Origin of the sequence: Aurantiacibacter sediminis (assembly GCF_016019885.1) — a bacterium.
In the GTDB taxonomy this organism is placed as follows: Bacteria; Pseudomonadota; Alphaproteobacteria; order Sphingomonadales; family Sphingomonadaceae; genus Alteraurantiacibacter; species Alteraurantiacibacter sediminis.
Window position 1 is genome coordinate 205,919 of sequence record NZ_JAEANY010000001.1, and the last position, 19,634, is coordinate 225,552.

16 protein-coding genes are annotated in these 19,634 nt (G+C 61.7%); 11 read left to right on the forward strand and 5 right to left on the reverse strand.

All coding sequences use genetic code 11. The features are described 5' to 3' along the window. Nucleotides 1–33: 33 nt before the first annotated feature. Complete coding sequence (locus I5L03_RS01120) at nt 34–2,136, reverse strand: amino acid permease (protein ID WP_197919867.1); 2,103 nt, start codon at nt 2,134–2,136, stop codon at nt 34–36. Between the two features lie 159 nt (nt 2,137–2,295). Here I5L03_RS01120 and I5L03_RS01125 point away from each other — a divergent pair, with 159 nt between their 5' ends. The 3 genes from I5L03_RS01125 (at nt 2,296) to I5L03_RS01135 (ending at nt 6,840) form a co-directional block, all read left to right on the forward strand. Then, nucleotides 2,296–3,747 carry a helicase HerA domain-containing protein gene (locus tag I5L03_RS01125; protein ID WP_197919868.1) on the forward strand — a complete coding sequence of 484 codons (1,452 nt, stop codon included), beginning with the start codon at nt 2,296–2,298 and terminating at the stop codon, nt 3,745–3,747. Between the two features lie 85 nt (nt 3,748–3,832). Further along, the gene (ald, locus tag I5L03_RS01130; RefSeq protein WP_197919869.1) at nt 3,833–4,948 is read left to right on the forward strand and encodes an alanine dehydrogenase; all 1,116 of its coding nucleotides are present in this window, start codon (nt 3,833–3,835) and stop codon (nt 4,946–4,948) included. Nucleotides 4,949–5,130: 182 nt separating this feature from the next. Then, nucleotides 5,131–6,840, forward strand: a complete 1,710-nt coding sequence (locus I5L03_RS01135) for a GGDEF domain-containing protein (protein WP_197919870.1) — start codon at nt 5,131–5,133, stop codon at nt 6,838–6,840. A gap of 1 nt (nt 6,841) precedes the next feature. Here the strand turns inward: I5L03_RS01135 and I5L03_RS01140 are convergent, their stop codons facing one another. Together I5L03_RS01140 and I5L03_RS01145 are read right to left on the reverse strand one after the other, a co-directional pair. Further along, the gene (locus I5L03_RS01140) at nt 6,842–7,264 is read right to left on the reverse strand and encodes an acyl-CoA thioesterase (protein WP_197919871.1); all 423 of its coding nucleotides are present in this window, start codon (nt 7,262–7,264) and stop codon (nt 6,842–6,844) included. Beyond that, on the reverse strand, nt 7,261–9,381 hold the full coding sequence (locus I5L03_RS01145) for a S9 family peptidase (protein WP_197919872.1): 2,121 nt from the start codon (nt 9,379–9,381) through the stop codon (nt 7,261–7,263). The genes I5L03_RS01140 and I5L03_RS01145 overlap by 4 nt, the downstream gene beginning before the upstream one ends. A gap of 40 nt (nt 9,382–9,421) precedes the next feature. On the opposite strand from I5L03_RS01145, the gene I5L03_RS01150 reads away from it, so the two are divergent. The 5 genes from I5L03_RS01150 (at nt 9,422) to I5L03_RS01170 (ending at nt 14,653) form a co-directional block, all read left to right on the forward strand. Next, nucleotides 9,422–11,227: an aminopeptidase P family protein gene (locus tag I5L03_RS01150; protein ID WP_197919873.1), complete on the forward strand. Its 1,806-nt coding sequence runs from the start codon at nt 9,422–9,424 to the stop codon at nt 11,225–11,227. Nucleotides 11,228–11,298: 71 nt separating this feature from the next. Then, nucleotides 11,299–11,682 (forward strand): VOC family protein, encoded by a 384-nt coding sequence (locus tag I5L03_RS01155; RefSeq protein WP_197919874.1) that lies wholly within the window; start codon nt 11,299–11,301, stop codon nt 11,680–11,682. Between the two features lie 219 nt (nt 11,683–11,901). After that, nucleotides 11,902–12,459: an EF-hand domain-containing protein gene (locus tag I5L03_RS01160; protein WP_197919875.1), complete on the forward strand. Its 558-nt coding sequence runs from the start codon at nt 11,902–11,904 to the stop codon at nt 12,457–12,459. Continuing rightward, on the forward strand, nt 12,459–13,199 hold the full coding sequence (locus I5L03_RS01165) for a response regulator (RefSeq protein WP_197919876.1): 741 nt from the start codon (nt 12,459–12,461) through the stop codon (nt 13,197–13,199). Before I5L03_RS01160 ends, I5L03_RS01165 begins: the two co-directional genes overlap by 1 nt. A 17-nt stretch (nt 13,200–13,216) precedes the next feature. Then, nucleotides 13,217–14,653: an ATP-binding protein gene (locus I5L03_RS01170; RefSeq protein WP_197919877.1), complete on the forward strand. Its 1,437-nt coding sequence runs from the start codon at nt 13,217–13,219 to the stop codon at nt 14,651–14,653. Here the strand turns inward: I5L03_RS01170 and I5L03_RS01175 are convergent. Continuing rightward, nucleotides 14,650–15,057, reverse strand: a complete 408-nt coding sequence (locus I5L03_RS01175) for a ribose-phosphate pyrophosphokinase (protein WP_197919878.1) — start codon at nt 15,055–15,057, stop codon at nt 14,650–14,652. The genes I5L03_RS01170 and I5L03_RS01175 overlap by 4 nt on opposite strands. Before the next feature lies 1 nt (nt 15,058). Beyond that, nucleotides 15,059–16,615, reverse strand: a complete 1,557-nt coding sequence (locus I5L03_RS01180) for a helicase HerA-like domain-containing protein (RefSeq protein WP_197919879.1) — start codon at nt 16,613–16,615, stop codon at nt 15,059–15,061. A gap of 55 nt (nt 16,616–16,670) precedes the next feature. Here I5L03_RS01180 and pabB point away from each other — a divergent pair, with 55 nt between their 5' ends. The 3 genes from pabB to arfB are packed head-to-tail and all read left to right on the forward strand — an operon-like array spanning nt 16,671 to nt 19,536. Then, nucleotides 16,671–18,467 carry an aminodeoxychorismate synthase component I gene (pabB, locus tag I5L03_RS01185; protein WP_197919880.1) on the forward strand — a complete coding sequence of 599 codons (1,797 nt, stop codon included), beginning with the start codon at nt 16,671–16,673 and terminating at the stop codon, nt 18,465–18,467. After that, the gene (locus I5L03_RS01190) at nt 18,464–19,120 is read left to right on the forward strand and encodes an RluA family pseudouridine synthase (RefSeq protein WP_197919881.1); all 657 of its coding nucleotides are present in this window, start codon (nt 18,464–18,466) and stop codon (nt 19,118–19,120) included. Before pabB ends, I5L03_RS01190 begins: the two co-directional genes overlap by 4 nt. Beyond that, nucleotides 19,120–19,536, forward strand: a complete 417-nt coding sequence (gene arfB / locus I5L03_RS01195) for an alternative ribosome rescue aminoacyl-tRNA hydrolase ArfB (protein WP_197919882.1) — start codon at nt 19,120–19,122, stop codon at nt 19,534–19,536. The genes I5L03_RS01190 and arfB overlap by 1 nt, the downstream gene beginning before the upstream one ends. The last annotated feature ends 98 nt before the right edge of the window (nt 19,537–19,634 follow it).

Genomic DNA, 19,634 nt, shown 5'->3' on the forward strand with positions numbered 1-19,634 from the left:
AGCCTTGGTCGGGGAAGTCCGAATGCCCCGCAATTAGGCTTTGGCCATTTGCCCTGTTGCCAATTGGCGGATCGCCGCTGGTTCGCCGATGATGGAAAGCAGGTCATTTGCCCGCAATTTCAAATCATCGCGAGCGATAATCAATTCGCCGCCCCTTTCGACCATCACAATCAGGCAGCTTTCGGGCAAAGGGATTTCGGACAGCGGTTTGCCGCTCGCATCCGCCAGCGCGGGGAAATCGGCAGGATATCCGTGCAGGAAATGGTCGTCGCGAACGAGCAGCGCATTCATCGCCGCCTCGTCCTTTGCCGAAAGCCAGCGTTCCTCGAAATCGGGGCTGCGCGCGATTTCGGCAAGGTGCCCGGCAATGCGCAAATCGAGGCCCACCGGTTCTTCCGGCACCAACAAGATAACCACCGTGTGCAGATCGTGCTTGCTGCCGAAGGAGATTTGCGCCTCTTCCCGCAGGCGGAAAACGAACATGCACGGCTCCGAAATCTCCGGAACGGAGCGGTGCATCAGCATCACCTTCGCCAGTACGCGGTGACGCTCATACGGATTGGTTTCCAGATCGCCGCGCAGAGCGTCCGCATCGATGCCAAACCGCTCTTCGCCTTCGCCGACGGCGCGTTCGAGCAGGATTTCCAGATCGAAATGGCCACTATCCAGATCGATCATCGCAGAGCGCGCAATCGCGGCTTCGTAGGTCAAATTCGCCTCGGCCGTACGTGCGTGCACGATCGACATCAGCTCATGCTCGATACCTTCATAGCGGCTCTTGCCCAGCTGTTCATGCATATGGAAGATCGCGCCGCGGCGCTTCACCTGGTCGGCAGCGTAAAACTGATACCAGAGCGCCGATCCGATCACGATGAGTCCTGTAAAGCCGATGGGGAGGTAGCCCATCTCGACGATCAGCCAGAAGGCGATCAGGATTCCCCCGACTGGGACCCAAGGATAAAACGGCGTGCGAAAGCCCGGCTTGTAGGAAGAAATGCCGCTTTCGCGCATCACGATCACGGCAAGGCAGACGAGCCCGAACAGCAGCAGCTGGAAGGCGCTGGCGAGCTTTGCCACCGAGGCGACATCGAACAGCACAAGCACCGCCACCATCGCGCCGACCGTTACCGCAATGGCGAGGCTCGGCGTCTCGAAACGGCTGAGCGTTGCGAGCTTTTCCGGCAATAGCTTGTCCTTCGCCATCGCAAAGGGATAGCGGGAGGCCGACATGATCCCGGCATTGCCTGTAGACGCGAAGGCAGCAATGGCCGCGACCACGATCAGGATCACGCCGAGGTCGAATGGCACCCAGCCAAGAAATGCCGCCGCGCCATCCGCCATTGGCGTGAGGCTGCCGAACAGTTCTTCCGGTGTCAGCAGCTTGACCAGCAACAGCGTGCCGAGCGTGTAAATCGCCGTGGCGGTGAGAAGTGCCAGCGTCATTCCCAGCGGGACATTGCGATCGGGATTCTCGATCTCTTCCGCGACGCTCGCGACTTTTGTCAGGCCGGCATAGGACACGAAGACGAGGCCTATGGTGGAAATAAAACCGACCAGTCCATCGTTGAAAAACGCGCCATACTCCGGACCCGGCGTAAAGGCGTCGGGCACGCCCACTTCGGCGAAACCGAGGATGACGAAGGCGCCAAGAATTACCACGAGAGTGGTCACCAGGATGCGCTGGAGCATCGTCGTTTCTTTTGCGCCCGCATAGTTGATCGCGCCGAAAACCAGCGTCAGAACGACCGCAGTCAGCGTGATTGGCACATCGAGATAGAGTCCAAGGTAGGCGCCCATGCCCACCAGTGCGAAGGCGCTTTTGAACACCACCGCGACCCATGATCCAAGGCCGCCAATTGCTCCCATCAGGGGCCCCATCGCGCGATCGAGGAAGAAATAGGTTCCGCCCGATTTGGGCATGGCGGTGGAGAGTTCGGCCATGCAATACATGGCCGGAAGGATCAGGAAACCGGCGGCAAAATAGGCGAGATAGACGGAAGTGCCGGTAGTCGCCGCAGCAATGCCGGGCAAGAGGAACAAACCGGACGAAAACATCGCGCCTGTCGCCATCGCATAAACGTCGAACAGCTTCAGACTCTTTGAAAGAGCAGCTTCGTCGCCGCCGGAACCTGCCATCGATTTTCCTTTTTACGCGAGAATTCTTCTTATCTGAAGGCATTTACGCATCGCGGCAAGGCTTGTGCCCGGATTAAGCCTGGTCTGAAGTTCGCTTCGCGTGGGAAAACAGGCCGAGGCGTCTATGCGACTCTCTGCCCCGCCCATAAAGTGATCAATGTGAATACGGACATCGAAATCGGGAAGGATGCCCACGGCACGCCGGTACCGGTGGACGTGGAGGAACTGCTGGCCACGCGGCTGCTGGTGCAGGGCAATTCGGGCAGCGGAAAGTCGCATTTGCTGCGCCGCCTACTCGAACAGAGCGCTGCGATGGTGCAGCAGATCGTCATCGATCCCGAAGGCGATTTCGTCTCGCTGGCCGATCATTTCGACCATGTCGTGATCGAAGGCGGCAGCTATTCGGTGCGCGAGATCGAGGCGCTGGCAGGCCGCATCCGGCAGCACCGCGCAAGCGTTGTGCTTTCGCTCGATGATCTGGAAGTCGAGCAGCAAATCCGCTGCGCCGCCGCTTTCCTGACCGCCCTGTTCGATGCTCCGCGTGAGCACTGGTTTCCCGCGCTGGTGGTGGTCGATGAAGCGCAGATGTTTGCGCCCGCTGCTGCCGGAGAAATGGCCGAAGACACGCGCCGCATGACGCTTTCCGCCATGACCAACCTCATGTGCCGGGGCCGCAAGCGCGGACTTGCCGGGATCGTGGCGACGCAGCGCCTCGCCAAGCTTGCCAAGAATGTCGCGGCAGAGGCGAGCAATTTCCTTATGGGCCGCACATTCCTCGATATCGATATGCAGCGCGCCGCCGACCTTCTCGGCATGGATCGCAAGCAGGCAGAGCGCATTCGCGATTTGCAATGCGGCCATTTCCTCGGGCTTGGTCCGGCGGTGAGCCGCCGCCCGGTGGCGGTGCATATCGGCGATGTAAAATCGGGCGGGAAGAATGCCGCAACGGCGCTTACTCCGTTGCCGCAGGCCGACGCCGCATCCATGGGCGAATTGCTGCATGCAGACCTTGCCGAGGAGGCGGCTGAGCCAGTGCGCGCTCCGCCGCCTTCGCCCCCGCCTGCCCCGCCGGTCGAAGCCATTGCACAAAGCCTGGCAGAGCGCGCCGAACCGGTGTCGGATAGCGACGGTGACCAACCAGCCATTCCCTTACCGCAGGGCGATGTGGACGGGCTGTTGCGCGAAATGGCCGCAGAAGAAGGCGCGACATTCAAGCCGGTCGCAACTCTGTTCCGCACCTTCGCCACCCGCTGCCGGGAGCGCGCAATTCCCTCTGCACACATCGACATGGGCGTTTTCCGCCGCATGTTCGCATTTGCCAGCGCCGGGGTGGACCAGCTCGATCCGGCTGCGCGCGAAGCGGTCGAGGAGATGGCAAGCCAAGTGGCTGACGATGTGCTCGCGCCCTATCTCGCCATCGTCGTCGCCGCCGCCAAGGGCCAGCGTGCTCCTGACGAAGACACGCTCGCCCGCGTCTACGGCACCGCCAGCCCGGGCCGCATCCGCCGGCTGCTCGATCATCTGGAGAAGACCGGCCTAATCAGCGTGCATGAGGATTTCGGCGGCGAGCGAACGATTACCGTTCCCGGCATCGAAGCAGTCATGGCCTGAGCCTCATTGGCTAATCCGATAAGCGTTGCCCGAAACCGGTTTCGCCTGTAACGAGCGCGCAAAATCTCATCCATCGGAGTCCCCCATGCGCATCGGTTGCCCTACTGAAATCAAGAACCGCGAATATCGCGTCGGCCTGACGCCCGAAAGCGCGGGCGAGCTGGTGAATGCCGGGCACGAAGTCTGGATGCAGGCAGGCGCGGGCGCAGGCATCGGTGCCTATGACGCGCAATATCGCGATCGCGGCGCGAAGGTGGTCGATACCGCCGAAGAAATCTTCGCCGAATGCGAAATGATCGTGAAAGTAAAAGAGCCGCAGGCGAGCGAGCGCGCCATGCTGCGCGAAGGCCAGCTGCTTTACACCTATCTGCACCTCGCACCCGACCCCGATCAGACGCACGAGCTGGTCGAATCGGGCTGTACCGCCATCGCCTATGAAACGGTCACCGGTCCGCGCGGCGGCCTGCCACTGCTTACCCCGATGAGCCAGGTGGCTGGCCGCATGAGTATTCAGGCAGGTGCACATGCTCTTGAAAAAGCGCAAGGTGGCCGCGGCGTGCTGCTCGGCGGCGTACCGGGCGTGATGCCGGGGAAGGTAGTCATCATTGGCGGCGGTGTCGTCGGCTTTAACGCAGCACAAATGTCGGCGGGTCTTGGCGCAGACACCGTGATCATGGATCTCGACCCTACAGTGCTGGAAAAAGTCGGCACCCATTTCGAAGCGCGAGCCAGCACCCGCTTTGCCAGCAAGGCGAATGTCGAAGAAGCGGTCGCCGAGGCAGACATGGTTGTCGGCGCAGTTCTGGTGCCGGGTGCCGCCGCACCCAAGCTGGTGAGCCGTGCGATGCTCTCGACCATGAAGCCGGGTGCCGTGCTGGTGGACGTCGCGATCGATCAGGGCGGATGCTTTGAAACGAGCAAGGCGACCACGCACGATGATCCGACCTATGTGGTTGATGATATTGTGCATTATTGCGTCGCCAACATGCCCGGCGCTGTCAGCCGCACCAGCACCTATGCGCTCAACAATGTCACGTTGCCGCACGCGCTGCGCATCGCCAATCTGGGCTGGAAAGAAGCCATGCGCACCGATCCGCATCTGGCGCAGGGCCTCAACGTCCATGCCGGCCGCGTGACATATCCAGCCGTGGCGCGCGAATTGGGGTATGATGAGTTGCCAATCGGGCAGGCCATCGCCTGATAAACAGCGGGGTCTGTCCGTCGCAAAGCTATCGCTGAAATAAAACGAAAAATCGCGATTTTTTCGCTCTCGTTTTAACTTAGGTTTAGGCGTATTCCTTTATCCCCTTCGCGATGAGGGGGAACCGGATCAACTTTTTGCTCACGCGATTGGCCGTGTGGATAGCGGTATTGGCGGTGGCCATGCCCTCGTCCCATGCCCTCGCACAGGGTGCTGCCGGAGCCTCTGCACCAGAACGGGCTTCGCTGAAACAGGCCTGCCGCGCGCCAGCGCCGCTTGGGGAAAATCTCGAGACGATCTTGCCCACACTCGAATGGAACTGCGACCCTGCGCCGCGAACTGTCTCTCTTGATCCAGAGCGCATTGTCCTGCGCTTTGATGTCAGCGATAGCGAAGGCGGTGACAGGCTTGCCTGGTTCCTGACCGATCGAAGCCGCTTCGAGGCAGTGACGATTATCACCGAAAGCCTCGACGGAAGCCTTTCAGCACGCCGCTGGCTGCATGGCGAAGGCGAGCACTCCAAAGCTGGCGCCATGGTCAAATTCCCGTTGAGGGACAGGACACAGGAAGCCCGATATATCTACGTCGCGATCGACAGACCGACGACGCTTGCATCGATCAGGCGCGCGCAACTGGCGGAGAATGACCCCATCGCGGTCCCCGCTACGCAAGCGAAAACACTGCTGATCGCGGCTCTATGTGGTCTGCTGATCATGCCACTCTTCTTCAACGTGGCGTTTTACCGCGTTCTGCAACAGCGATTTGTGATTTGGCACGGCGTGCTGACAACAGCCGTCCTGCTGACGATTCTTGTCGATTCTGGCGTCATCACTTTCTTCCTACCGCTGGGCGTATCCTTCCTCGCAACGGCAGACGCGTTTATGCTGGGCATGGCAGTGGCCGTTGGCGGAATGTTCGGCTGGACATTCCTGGATGGTTCGCGGCTCGACAGCCGGTTGCGGCTTGCCTTTCCCATAGCTGCGGCTTGGATGGCTGCTGTCAGCGTGCTGCACGCCGCATTCCCCTTTGCGCTGCGTCCGTGGCATCACAGCCTCTACAACGCTGCTTTCGTCCCCGTGCTGGCGATATTTATCATCATGCTTTTCGCCGCCATGCGCCGCGGCAGCAGGGAAGCGCGCGTGCAGCTGATGGGCTGGTCGATGGTGCTGGTCGCCGTGGCCATGACGATGACCGACCACTTCATCCCCTTCGCATCCTCTTTCGACCTAATGACGCTGTTCTATGTCGGCTGCACCATGGGCACGGCGGTGGCGAGCTTTGGAGTGGCGGACCGGATGATGGTATTGAAGCATCAGCGCGACAAAGCGCGCACAGAAGCGCGTTTGCTGGAAAAGCTGTCCGAGCGCGATCCGTTGACGGGCCTCTACAATCGCCGTGTTGTGGAAGAACGCTTCATGGAATTGCGCCGTGGCGGCTATTCGGCGCTCGCCGTTCTCGATCTCGATAATTTCAAATCGATCAATGACACTTTCGGTCACGCTGTAGGCGATGAAGTGCTGCGTATCGTCGGCGCGTCGCTCAATAATGAAGAGGGCGTGCTCGCCGCGCGTATGGGCGGTGAGGAATTCCTGCTGCTGGTTGAAGGTGAGGGTCCGGCAATCGAAGCGGAGCGCCTGCGTCTCGCAATCTCAGCCCAAATTCATGACCAGCTTAGATTGCCGCGCGCTGTCACCGCCAGCATGGGCATTGTGGTGGCTCCAGGCCAAACGCTTTCCGAGATGGGCTTTACGCAGATGTACGATCGCGCCGACCGCCTGCTTTACGAAGCGAAAGCGTCCGGCCGCGACCGGACCATGAGCGAGCATTTGAAGGCTTTCGAACCGCGCCGCGACAAAAACCGTCGGCGCGAGGATCGCAGGCAAGCTGCCTGATCTATCGGGTGGGCGTGTCCCAACCACCTTCGGGCATGAAGGGCGCGGCTACCTCGCTCGGCACACGCAACAGTTTTCCGCTCGCTTTTTCTATCATCGCCCACGTCGTCTTGGCGCGCACGAGCTCTTTGCCGTCGCTGTCGGTGAAGCTGTAGTGCCGATTGAAGCGCGGGCCGCGCGGACCTTCGCGAATTTCGGTGAGGCCGGTGACTTCGGCCCCTTCAGCCACATTGCCGCGATAATCGATCTCATGCCGCAGGACGAGCCAGACAAACTGATCCTTGTCCTCCTCGCGCGCCTGCGCATCCCAATGCGCTCCGGAAAGGTCTTCCATCCAGCGCACCCAGACGGTGTTGTTGACGTGTCCGTTCACATCGATGTGCTCGGGCAGTGCGGTGAATTGGAGGGAGAAGGAGTTGCTCATGCCGCGTCCTCCACCGGCACTCCCATCTGCCAGAGGATAAACGCCATTTCCTCCGCCGTTTCGCGGATGCCTTCGAAGCGGCCCGACTTGCCGCCGTGGCCTGCACCCATGTTGGTCTTCATGATGAGGAGGTTATCGTCGGTCTTCATCTCACGCAGTTTCGCGACCCACTTGGCTGGCTCCCAATAGGTGACGCGCGGATCGTTGAGGCCGGCGGTGACCATCATAGAAGGGTAGGCCCGCGCGCTCACCTGGTCGTAGGGCGAATAACTGCGGATCAGCTCGAAAGCGTCCTTGCTCTCGATCGGATTGCCCCATTCGGGCCATTCACCCGGTGTCAGCGGCAGCGTTTCGTCGAGCATCGTGTTGAGCACATCGACGAATGGGACATCGGCAACGATAGCACCGAACAGCTCGGGCGCCTGGTTGATCACCGCCCCCATCAGCTCGCCGCCTGCAGAGCCGCCGCTGGCCGTCAGCTTGCCGGCGGAGGTAAAGCCATGTTCGACAAGCCCGCGTGCGACATCGACGAAATCGTTGAAAGTGTTTGTGCGCTTTTCCAGCTTGCCGTCGAGATACCATTGCCGTCCAAGATCATCCCCCCCGCGGATATGCGCTATGGCATAGGCAAAGCCGCGATCGACGAGGCTGAGGCGGGTGGTCGAAAAGCCCGGCGGAACGGCAATCCCATAGGCGCCGTAAGCATAGAGGTGCAGCGGTCCGCCAGCGCCGCCATTCAGCGCGTCACGGTCCTTGCGATACATCACGCTGACCGGAACCTTCACCCCGTCGCGCACTTCGATTTCCAGCCGCTCGGTTGCGTAGAGGTCACGGTCGTATCCCGAAGGGATCTCTTGCACCTTGCGCGGTTCAAGCCGTTTGTCGGTGACATGGTAGTCAAAGGTCGTGGCCGGGCTCACCATGCTCGCATAAGACAGGCGTAGTACGCCGGTCTGCCATTCGGGATTGCTGCCAAGCCCAGCTGTGTAGGATGCCTCGGGAAAGGCGATGGGTTCGACCCGCTGCGGATCGTCATAATACCGCAGTTCGATGAAATCGAGCCCTCCGCGCCGCCCTTCTAGGACGTAGAAATCGGCGAAAAGCTCGCAATCGGTGAGGTAGGATTCTTCCGAACCTTCGATCAAGGTCGTCCATGAACCCGGCGACTCAAGCGGCGCAGTGGCGAGACGGAAATTCTGGTGGGTGTCGTTGGTCAGGACATAAAGAAGCCCATCGCGTTCATCGACATCGTATTCAACGCCCTTCTGGCGCGGCTTCACGAGCAGGGGCTCTGCACAGGGATCGTTGGCAGGAACAAGCCGTAACTCGCTCGTTTCATGGTCTGTTGCGGAGAAGATCAACCATCGCTCATTGGCAGACAGGGCGCATCCAACGGAGAAGCCGATATCCTCTTCGAAATACAGCGTTACATCCTCGCTCTGCGGTGTTCCGAGCCGATGCATCAGCAAAGTGCGGGTACGCCAGTTTTCGTCAGCGCGGCCATAGACCAGCGCGCTACCATCGGTCGTGAAAACGATATTGCCAACGGTACCTTCAACCGCGTCATTACCCCATGGCGCGCGTGTTCCGGTAATCGCATCATCGCATTCGGCATCGGTTGCCAGATCGCGAAAGCGCACCGTAAATCGTTCGGAGCCATTGTCGTCCACCGAATAGGCCAGCAACCGCCCGTCGCGGCTTACCGTCAGCGCGCCAAGGCGGAAATATTCCTTGCCCGCCGCCAGCGCCACTTCGTCCAGGATGAGCTGGTCTGGCCCACCGCCGACTGGTCGACGCCACCATTTCTTGTATTCGGCGCCTTCTTCAAATTCTATCCAATATTCCCATTCGCCATCCTTTTGCGGGACGCTGGAATCGGCCTCCTTTATCCGCCCGCGCATTTCCTCGAACAGCGCGTCCACCGCCCCTTCCTGCCCCTTCATCTGCGCTTCGAACCAGGCGTTTTCAGCCTTCACATAGGACAAGATGTCCTCGTCCTTCACTTCGGGATAGCCGGGATCGCGCAGCCAGGCGTAATCATCGGTGACCGTGATGCCGTGATGGGTGAAAGAGAATGGGCGTTTTGCCGCAATCGGCGGATGGGTGGAATCGCTCATGGATGACGCCTATGTAGGCCCCAAGAAAGGACTGCAAGCCATGTTGATGCAAACCCACGAAGCCCGCCTGTCTGCCCTGAGGGAGGAACTCGCCCGGCGCGAGCTGCACGGCTTCTTCGTGCCGATCAGTGACGAGCACCTGTCCGAATATGTCGGCGCCTATGCGCAGCGCCTCGGCTGGCTCACCGGCTTTGGTGGCAGTGCAGGTAGCGCGGTTGTTCTGAAGGACGACGCTGCCATGTTCGTGGATGGCCGCTACACCATCCAGGTGCGCGACCAGGTCGATGGAAAGCTGTACGATTACAAGAGCGTGCCCGCAGACAAGCCGGGCGACTGGATTGCCGAGAAATGCGCAGAAGGTGCACGCATCGGCTTTGATCCGTGGCTGCACACGCGCGGCTGGGCTAAAGCGATGGAAAAGCGCCTCGCCAAGGCCGGGATCGAGCTTGTCGCGCTGGACAGCAATCCCATCGATGCGGTGTGGGCCGACCAGCCCGAGCCTTCGCCTGCCAAGGTCTTCATCCAGGATGATAAATTCACCGGCCGCATGGGCGCTGAAAAGCGAGGCGAGATCGCCGACTGGCTGAAGGAAGAAAAGCTCGACGCCGTCGTTATCAGCGCGCTCGATTCGGTCGCATGGGTGCTGAACATTCGCGGCGCGGATGTCGATCACACACCGGTCGCCCTGTCTTACCTGATGGTTCAGGCAGACGGCACTGCGGACTGGTTCATCGCGCCTGACAAGGTGCCTGACGAAGTGGCGAGCGCCCTTGGCAATGCAGTACGCATCCGGCCTCGCGACTCTTTCGAAGCGGCTTTTGCCGAGCTTGCAGGCAAGCGCGTCGCGGTAGACCCGGAACGCAGCGTCTATGCGATTTTTGACCGGCTTGAAGATGTTGGCGCGGAACCCGTGCAGGAAACCGATCCCGCCGTGCTGCCCAAGGCGATCAAGACCGAAGCCGAACAGGCAGGCCACCGTGCCGCGCAGGCGCGCGATGGTGCAGCGGTCAGCCGCTTCCTCAACTGGCTGGAAGGCGAAGCGCCCAAGGGCACGGTTGATGAACTCTCCGCCGCCGCCAAGCTGCAAAGCTTTCGCGAAGCGACGGGCGAGCTGCTCGACCTGAGCTTCGACACGATTTCAGGCGCAGGCTCCAACGGCGCGCTGTGCCACTATCGCGTGAGCGAAGAGACGTGCCTGCCGCTTGAACCCAACAGCGTCTATCTCGTCGATTCAGGCGGCCAGTACAAGGATGGCACCACTGACATCACCCGCACCGTGTGGGTCGGCCCCGGCGAACCGCCCGCCGAAGTGAAAGATCGCTTCACCCGCGTGCTTAAAGGCCACATCGCGCTCGACACGCAGACTTTCCCGACCGGCACGCCGGGCAGCGCGCTCGATGCGCTGGCGAGGCAGTTTCTGTGGCAGGCGGGCGTCGACTATGCGCACGGCACGGGCCACGGCGTCGGCAGCTTCCTTGCCGTGCATGAAGGACCGCAGCGCATCGCGAAGGGCTCCGGTTCACAGGCCGGCACCGACCAGGCGCTGATCGCAGGAATGATCCTTTCCAATGAGCCCGGCTACTACAAAGCCAATGAATACGGCATCCGGATCGAAAATCTGGTGCTCGTCGAAGAGCGCGAGATCGAAGGCATGGAAGGCGACTGGCTGGGCTTTGAAACGCTGACTTTCGTTCCCATCGAGAAGCGCCTTGTCGATCGCAGCCTGCTCAGCGAAGCGGAAGTCGCCTGGTGGAACGACTACCACGCTAAGGTCCGCGAAGTGCTCGCTCCGCAGCTCGAAGGTGACAATCTGGCCTGGCTCGAAGACGCATGCCAGCCATTGTAACTTAGCATATGTTCATGTAATGTTCCCAGCGGGACTCGAGGGTCGCGACTCGATTTGCGGAAGGAACAGACATGATCGGATATGTAACACTCGGCACCAACGATCTCGACAGCGCGGCGGAATTCTACGACGCCATCGCCAAAGAGATGGGCGGTTCGCGCATGATGGAGGAAGAAGGCTACTTCATCGCTTGGACCGGGCCGGACAACACGCCGGGCTTCGCCGCCACACGGCCATTCGACAAGAAAAAGGCGACGGTCGGCAATGGTATGATGGTCGCGCTGCAAGCGAAAGACCCCGAACAGGTCGACCGCATCCATGCACTCGCACTGGAATTGGGCGGCAGTGACGAGGGCGCACCCGGCCAGCGTGGAGGCGGCTTCTACGCCGGATATTTCCGCGATCGGGACGGCAACAAGCTCAATGCCTTCTGCATGACTAGCGTGCCTGCCTGAGACCGCCGCTTCCGAACGGAAGTTTGAATAGATAAAGCCCCGCTGAACGGCGGGGCTTTTTCGTTACAATTTGCGACAATTTCCCGCGATCCCGGCAAAATGCTGCGACACTTGGCTCCTAGAACTGCAGGCATAGAGCAGCGTGTTGCCGGTCCTCCCATGTCCCCTTCAACACGGCGGCGCGTTGCTCTACCCACTAACTGTAGTAGAGATAGAGCCATGAAAAAGCCCCTTTTGCTCGCCGCCGCCTTTGCAGGCCTCACCACCAGCGGCATGGCTGCCGCACAGGACATGCCGCGCGGCGATATGACCCGCGCCGATGTTGCCGAGCGTGCTGCCAGCGCTTTCGAACGGATGGATGTGACCGGAGACGGTGTCATCAATGCGCAGGACCGCGAGGCCCGCGCAAGAGAACCTTTTGCAGAGGCCGATGCCAATGGCGACGGTGCGCTGACTTTCGAAGAAATGCAGGCAGCACGCGAAGAACGCCGCGAGGCGCGCGAAGAACGCCGCGGACAGCGCGCCGAGCGCCGTGGGCGAGGTCAGCGCGGTGAACGTGCTGGTCGCCGAGGCGGAGGCGGCATGGCCATGCGCATGCTGCGCAATGCCGATACCGATGGCGACAATGCTGTCAGCCAGTCGGAATTTACCGCTGCTGCCCTCGCCCGCTTCGATCGCGCCGATGCCAATAATGATGGCGTGGTGACAGTTGAGGAACGCCGGGCCCAGCGCGCTGAGCAACGTGGCGCAATGCGCGGGAACCGCGGCCGCCGGTAATGGCTGACGATCCCGTCAAACTGCTGCTCGTCGATGATGAGCCAGCGTTACGGCAATCCCTGGCCGAGTATCTCTCGCGCCAGGGGTTTGTCGTGAAAGAGGCTGAAGACGCCAACAAGGCGCGCTCTACCTTGCTCGATTGGACGCCCGACCTGGTACTGCTCGACATCATGATGCCGGGCGAGGACGGGCTTTCTCTGTGCCGCCATCTGGTCGAAGCCAGAGGCCTGCCGGTGATCCTGCTTACGGCAAAAGGCGAAGCGACCGATCGCATTGTAGGGCTGGAAATCGGGGCGGACGATTATGTCGTCAAACCTTTCGAGCCGCGCGAACTGGTCGCCCGCATCCGCTCCGTCCTACGCCGTGCGGCGAAAGGCGGCGCGGAAAGCGCAACCAGCGAAAGCGATGCACGTTACGAGTTCGAAGGCTGGCAGCTCGATCCTCTCAAGCGCCGCCTCACCGATCCTGAAAGTACCGTAGTGCCGATTTCTTCGGCAGAGTTTCGCCTGCTGACCGCCTTCCTCGAGCACCCCAGACAAGTGCTCGACCGTGATCGCCTGCTCGACATGGTGCAGGGCCGCGAGGCGCATCTGTTCGACCGCGCGGTCGACAATCAGGTGAGCCGCCTGCGCCGCAAGATCGAAGAGGATTCGCGCGATCCCAAATTCATCCAGACGGTGTGGGGCGGCGGCTACCGCTTCGCCAGCGACGTGCGCCGTTTTGTGCCGGACGCGGAATAGGGCACAAGAGCCCCGCAATGCTGCGCCGCCTGTTTCCGCAAAGCCTGTTGGGGCAAGTCATGCTGGCTGTCGCCGGTGCGCTGTTGCTCGCGCAAATGGCCTCTGCTGTCCTGCTGTTCCGCGCGGGCGAACAGAGGCGCGAAGAGGCCGCGCTGACCGGTGCCGCCTTTCAGCTAGTGAATGGCGCGCGTAGTGAGGCGGGTGAGCGCCCTTTGCGTCGCGCCCTTGAAGACAGACGAGCTGGTGATCGCGGGCAGAGCGGTTTACCGCCCACCCTGCGCTATCAACGGACCGAAACGCCGCCGCCGGGTCTCGATATCACCATATCCGAAGGCGATAGAGAGGCGTTCTTGCGAGAGCTTTTGGCCCGGCAGGGCGCGGATCCACATGCCATGCGCGTTGCAGTGGTTCGCGCAGGCGATGATCCGTCCCTCAATGCCTACGCTGCGGAGCGCCCGCGGTTTAACCGGCTCGATGACTGGCGTTCGCGCCGGTTGTTGATTGCCGCTGTGCAATTGGACGATGGCGGCGATTGGCAAACCGCCCGCATTCTTGAGCCTCCCCGGCAGCAAGGCGCTGTCGCCGCGATCATTTTTCAAACGCTGGTCATCTTCGTCATCGTAATGACGATCCTTTATCTGATGCTGCGCCGCATCACCCGCCCGCTCGGTGCGCTGGCATCGCGGGTGGAGGACTTCGACGGTAGCAAAGCTAATCCTGATCCTCTGCCAGCGAGCGGCCCCGCCGATACACGCCGCCTGATCACCGCTCACAATGCAATGGAAGCGCGCATCGCGGCCTTGCTCGACGAGAAAGACGTGATGCTGGGCGCAATTGGTCACGATCTCAAAACCCCGCTCGCCGCGCTGCGGGTTCGGATTGAAAGCGTGGAGAACGACTCAGAGCGTGCGCGGATGGCCGCGAGTATCGAGGATATCACGACCTCGCTCGACGATATCCTTTCGCTCGCCCGCGTCGGCAGGCCGAGCGATCCACTGGAGCGGACCGAACTGGCCGCGCTGATCGCCGGCGTGGTCGAGGAATATGAAGACAGGGGCCGCGATGTGGTGCTCAGCGAGAGCGAACGCATCGCCATTCCGCTGCGCGCCACCTGGCTGCGGCGGGCATTGCGCAATCTTATCAGCAATGCGCTGCGCTATGGCGATCAGGCGCGCGTCAGCCTCACCAGAGAGGATAACGCTGCAGTAATCCGCATAGCCGATAGCGGCCCGGGAATTCCCGTAGACCAGATAGCGAATATGCTCGAACCCTTCACCCGCGGCGAGGCCTCGCGCAATCGCGAGACTGGCGGCGCCGGGCTGGGCCTGACGCTCGCCCGCGCGATTGCCGAACAGCACGGCGGCACGCTGACGCTTGCCAATACTCGCAGTGCAGATGGCGAGGTCGCGGGGCTGGTTGCGGAAATCCGCTTGCCAATGGACGGTTCGGCCTAGGCCCTGCGACGCTGCCAATAGTCGAAGGCCTGCTGCTGCAGTTTCTCAACATGACGCAGCGCCTCGCGACCGGTCCACTCGCCGCGATAGTCAGTCCGGCCGGTCCACCAGCCCTGCCCCGGCAGACGGTCGCTTTCGCGCACAACCAGCACCGCCAGTTCGGGCTCCCCATTGGCGCGCGCCGTTTCGTCGATGGCATCGAGCGTCCGGCATAAGGTGCGCATTTTGGGCCGCGTGAAGCGGAAGCCCAGCTTGCCGAGCATTTCGGAATAGCTCACCGCTTCGCCTCTCTTGGCGGCCTCAAGCAACAGGGCGCGAATGCGCTCCACATCGTAAAGCGCGCTCGTATCGCCCGGCTGCGAAAGCCCGCTTTCGTCAAGGAATTCGGCGAGCGATTTGTCCACCTCAGCGCATCAGCCCGCCGACGATATTGCGGACGAAGGCGTTTAGCCCGGTGCGCACCGGGTCTGCGCGGGAGCGGCGGCCGAGTGCCTTGGCAACACCAATCGACACCAGCGATCCGGCTGCAGCCTTTGCGGCGCGTTTGCCAGCTGTGCCGATATCCATGCCCCACAGCGTCGTCGACTTGCGTTCGCGCTTGCGGACTTCTTCCTCGCCCTTTTCGTCGACTTCCTTGGCCGTTTCGACAGCGTCGAGTGCCTTTTGTGCGAGCACTTCCTCGGCGCTTTCGCGGTCGATTCGCTCGTCATATTTGCCATCATGCGGGCTGACCGATTGGATAATCGCGCGCTCTTTCTTGGTCACCGGGCCAAGGCGGCTGCGCGGCGGCTTGATGAGCGTGCGCTGCACCACCGTGGGCGCGCCCTCATCGTCCAGCGTGGAGACCAGCGCTTCACCCACGCGCAATTCGGTGATCGCTTCTTCCACGTCGAGATCGGGATTGATGCGGAAGGTCTCCGCCGCCGCGCGGATCGCGCGCTGGTCCTTTGGGGTGAATGCTCGCAGGGCATGCTGCACCCGGTTGCCCAGCTGGCCCGCGACTTCCTCCGGAATGTCGATCGGGTTCTGAGTCACGAAGAACACGCCGACACCCTTGGAGCGGATCAGGCGCACCACCCGCTCGATGGTTTCCTGCAAAGCCTTCGGCGCGTCGTCGAAGAGCAGATGCGCCTCATCGAAGAAGAACACCAGCGTCGGCTTTTCGGGATCGCCCACTTCGGGCAGGCTCTCGAACAGCTCGGCGAGCAGCCACAGCAGGAAAGTCGCATAGAGCTTCGGGCTGCGCATCAGCTGGTCGGCGGCGAGGACGTTGACGATGCCCTTGCCGTTTTCATCGGTCTGCAGGAAATCGCTGATCTCCAGCGCGGGCTCGCCGAAGAAATTGTCCGCGCCCTGGCTTTCGAAGCTCAGCAACTGCCGCTGGATCGCGCCGACGCTGGCTTTCGATACATTGCCATATTCGCCGGACAAATCTTTGGAGTTGTCATAAGCCCAGGCGAGCATCGTACGCAGATCGTCGAAATCGAGCAGCAGGGTCGGCTTGCCATCGGTGGCGAGGCCTTCATCCGCTGCACGGAACACGATCTGCAGCACGCCTTCCTGCGTCTCGTTGAGATCGAGCAGGCGGGCGAGCAGCAAGGGCCCCATTTCGGACACTGTGGTGCGGATCGGGTGGCCCTGCTCGCCGTAAAGGTCCCAGAACACCACCGGATTATCCGAATAGGCATAATCATCCATGCCCAGTTCCTTGGCCCGGCCTTCCAGCTTGTCGGCATGTTTGAAAGTGGGCGAACCCGGCATGGCGATGCCTGAAAGATCGCCTTTCACATCGGCCACGAAAACCGGCACACCATGCGCAGAAAAGCTTTCAGCCATGCCCTGCAATGTCACCGTCTTGCCGGTACCGGTCGCGCCGGCGATCAGCCCGTGCCGGTTCGCGCGGCCGAGATCGAGTGCCTGCCGGTTGCCGTCCAGATCGTTGCCGAGGAAAATGTCTGCCATTGTGGCCCCTATTCGTGTGTTGCCGTGATCGGGCAGTGACACTAGGGCAGAGCTAATGGATGGCAAGACCCCCTTTGTACTTCTGGATGATGCAAGGGCTTCCGGTGCGAGCGATGCGCATTTCTTTGCCGCGCCCGAGGAGGTGTTCGTCGCGCGCCTGCCAGAGGAAGTGGACGCGGTACTTGCCGCCGCCGATGCCGCGCGTGTGAAATCCGGCAAACATCTGGCGGGCTATGTGGCGTATGAGGCTGGCCTTGCGCTGGAGGATCGCCTGGCTCCGCTCGCCAAGCCCCGCGCCGGTGCAGACGGACCGCTGGTGTGGCTGGGCCTGTTCGATGCGCCGGAGATCATCCCGGCCGCACGCATGCCCGCATGGCTGGCTGACCGCGCCCGCGACGATGCGGCGAGTATCGGCCCACTCGATCCGCAAATTTCCCCCGGCGGCTATGTCGCGGCGTTCGAGCGCTTGCAGGAAGCGATCCGCGCGGGCGACATGTATCAGGTGAACCTCACCTTCCCGCTGGCAGGCCCCGCGCGCGGCGATCCGCTGGCGCTTTATGCCAAGATCCGCCCCGATGCCGCAGCTGGATATGGCGGGCTGATTTTCGATGGCTCGCATTACCTGCTGTCCTTCAGCCCTGAACTGTTCGTCTCGCTCAGATCGGGCGAGGCCAAGGTCAAGCCGATGAAAGGCACGCGGGCGCGCGCTGCCGATCAGGCGGAAGACCACGCGCTGCGCGAAGAGCTTGCCGCCTCGGTCAAGGACCGGGCCGAGAACCTCATGATCGTCGACCTGATGCGCAATGATCTCTCCCGCGTGGCAGAGGCTGGCAGCGTGCGGGTTGAAGAGCCCTTCGCGGTCGAGACCTATCCCACCGTCCACCAGATGGTTTCCACCGTCCGCGCGCGGCTGCAGGATGGCAAAGGCGCGGTCGACATGCTGCGCGCGATCTTCCCGTGCGGTTCGATCACCGGCGCGCCGAAAATCCGCGCGATGGAACTGATCGACGAGGTGGAGCGCGATTCGCGCGGGCCCTATTGCGGATCCATCGGGCGCATCGGGCCGGATGGCGATGCCGCTTTCAATGTCGCGATCCGCACAATCCGCCTGACCCCGGGTGAAAACCAGAAACACAAGGCCGTGCTCGGCGTTGGCAGCGCGATTGTCGCAGACAGCGATGCGATGGGTGAATGGCGCGAATGCCTTGTGAAAGGCGCGTTCGTGCGCGGTGCAGCAGCCGGCCACGATCTGATCGAGACCATGCGCTTCGATCCGCAGCACGGCATGCCGCTGCTGGAATTGCACCTTGAACGGATGAAAGCGAGCGCGGCGGAGCTGGGCTTTTCCTTCGACCGCCATGAAACGCGCAATCGCATCCAGGCGCTGTGTTTCGAGCTGGAGGACGCTGCGAAAGTGCGGCTGATGCTCAGCCGGTCGGGTGCAGTGTCGCTCGAAACACATCCGCTTCCTTCACCGCTGGATGAGCCGGCCAAATGTATCGCTCTGCCCCATCCCACCGTCGCGCATGACTGGCGCCTGCGCCACAAGAGCACCGATCGCAGTTTTTACGAAGCGGCGCTTGAGTGCGCACGCGATGCCGGCGCGCATGAAACGCTGTTGGTGCGCGATGACGGCCAGCTGACCGAAGGTTGCTGGACCAATGTCTTTATCGAGCGCGATGGCACGCTCCTCACCCCGCCCGCTTCGCTCGGCCTGTTGCCGGGCGTGCTCCGCCGTTCCCTGCTCGAAGCAGGCAAGGCGCGCGAGGCGGAACTGACGCTGGACGACCTCGCGGACGGCTTCCTCCTCGGCAACGCCCTACGCGGCCTCATTCCGGCGACCCTGATATGATCCAAATTCCCATTGTCTACGAAGACGGCGAAGCGCTCGTCATCGACAAGCCCGCAGGCCTGCCGATCGAACAGCCGCGCAAGGGCGGGCCGAGCCTTGCAGACCATATCGAGCAGCTGAAGCTCGGCTTCCAGCGCGCGCCCCAGGCTGTGCACCGGCTCGATACCGATACATCCGGCTGCCTGCTCCTCGCGCGCAATCCCAAGGCGCTGAAGCGCTTCAATACTGCCTTTCAGGAAAAGCTCGTCCAGAAAACCTATCTCGGCATTGTGGCCGGGCCGGTGGAAGAGGATGAAGGCACGATCGATCTCGCGCTCAGCAAGATCAGCAGCGAAGCGAAAGGCTGGCGCATGATCGTGGCGAAGAAGGGCAAGCCTTCGGTTACGCACTGGACGAAGCGCAAGGAACTGGAAGGCGGTGTTACGCTGGTCGAATTCCGCCCGGAAACCGGTCGCACCCACCAGATTCGCGTGCATGCCGAACATGCTTTCGGGCGCAGCCTGCTGGGTGACCCCGTCTATGGCAATAAGGATGCGCGCGTTGGCCGCACTATGCTGCATGCGAGCGCTCTTGTAGTGCCGCGCGAGAATAAACCGGAAATCACCGCCCACGCCCCTCTGCCTGCAGATTTCATCAAACTGGGCGCGGAATAATGAGCGGCCGCCTGGAAGAGCTGCTCTCCCGGGCCAATGCAATTGCCGAGGAAAATTTCATCGCCGCTTCCGGCCCCGGCGGCCAGAACGTCAACAAGGTGGCGACTGCCGTCCAGCTGCGGGTGAATATTTACGAGCTCGGCCTGACGCCGCGCGTGTTTCATCGGCTCAAGAAGCTCGCCGGAAGCAAGCTCAACATGGCGGGCGAAATCCTGATCGATGCGCGCAGCCACCGGACGCAGGAAGCCAATCGCCGCGATGCACGCGAACGTCTCGGCGAGCTGATCGAAGAAGCGCTGAAAGAGCCCAAGAGGCGCGCGAAGACGCGGGTAAACCGCGTGGGCAAGACAAAACGCCTCGCCAATAAGAAGGCTCACGGCGAAAAGAAGGCCCTGCGCGGAAAGATCGACCTGTGAGTCCTTCTCCCTCGACGGGAGAAGGATAGCGAAGCTTGTCGGCGAGCCAACTAGCGCAGCTTGGAAGAGGGTGACCGCGCGTGTAATGAATCACCCCC

Coding starts and splice junctions, on each gene's coding strand:
- I5L03_RS01120 (WP_197919867.1), bottom strand. CDS start 2,136: ATGGCAGGTTCCGGCGGCGACGAAGCTGCTCTTTCAAAGAGTCTGAAG.
- ald (WP_197919869.1), top strand. CDS start 3,833: ATGCGCATCGGTTGCCCTACTGAAATCAAGAACCGCGAATATCGCGTC.
- I5L03_RS01135 (WP_197919870.1), top strand. CDS start 5,131: ATGCCCTCGTCCCATGCCCTCGCACAGGGTGCTGCCGGAGCCTCTGCA.
- I5L03_RS01140 (WP_197919871.1), bottom strand. CDS start 7,264: ATGAGCAACTCCTTCTCCCTCCAATTCACCGCACTGCCCGAGCACATC.
- I5L03_RS01145 (WP_197919872.1), bottom strand. CDS start 9,381: ATGAGCGATTCCACCCATCCGCCGATTGCGGCAAAACGCCCATTCTCT.
- I5L03_RS01150 (WP_197919873.1), top strand. CDS start 9,422: ATGTTGATGCAAACCCACGAAGCCCGCCTGTCTGCCCTGAGGGAGGAA.
- I5L03_RS01155 (WP_197919874.1), top strand. CDS start 11,299: ATGATCGGATATGTAACACTCGGCACCAACGATCTCGACAGCGCGGCG.
- I5L03_RS01160 (WP_197919875.1), top strand. CDS start 11,902: ATGAAAAAGCCCCTTTTGCTCGCCGCCGCCTTTGCAGGCCTCACCACC.
- I5L03_RS01165 (WP_197919876.1), top strand. CDS start 12,459: ATGGCTGACGATCCCGTCAAACTGCTGCTCGTCGATGATGAGCCAGCG.
- I5L03_RS01170 (WP_197919877.1), top strand. CDS start 13,217: ATGCTGCGCCGCCTGTTTCCGCAAAGCCTGTTGGGGCAAGTCATGCTG.
- I5L03_RS01180 (WP_197919879.1), bottom strand. CDS start 16,615: ATGGCAGACATTTTCCTCGGCAACGATCTGGACGGCAACCGGCAGGCA.
- pabB (WP_197919880.1), top strand. CDS start 16,671: ATGGATGGCAAGACCCCCTTTGTACTTCTGGATGATGCAAGGGCTTCC.
- I5L03_RS01190 (WP_197919881.1), top strand. CDS start 18,464: ATGATCCAAATTCCCATTGTCTACGAAGACGGCGAAGCGCTCGTCATC.
- arfB (WP_197919882.1), top strand. CDS start 19,120: ATGAGCGGCCGCCTGGAAGAGCTGCTCTCCCGGGCCAATGCAATTGCC.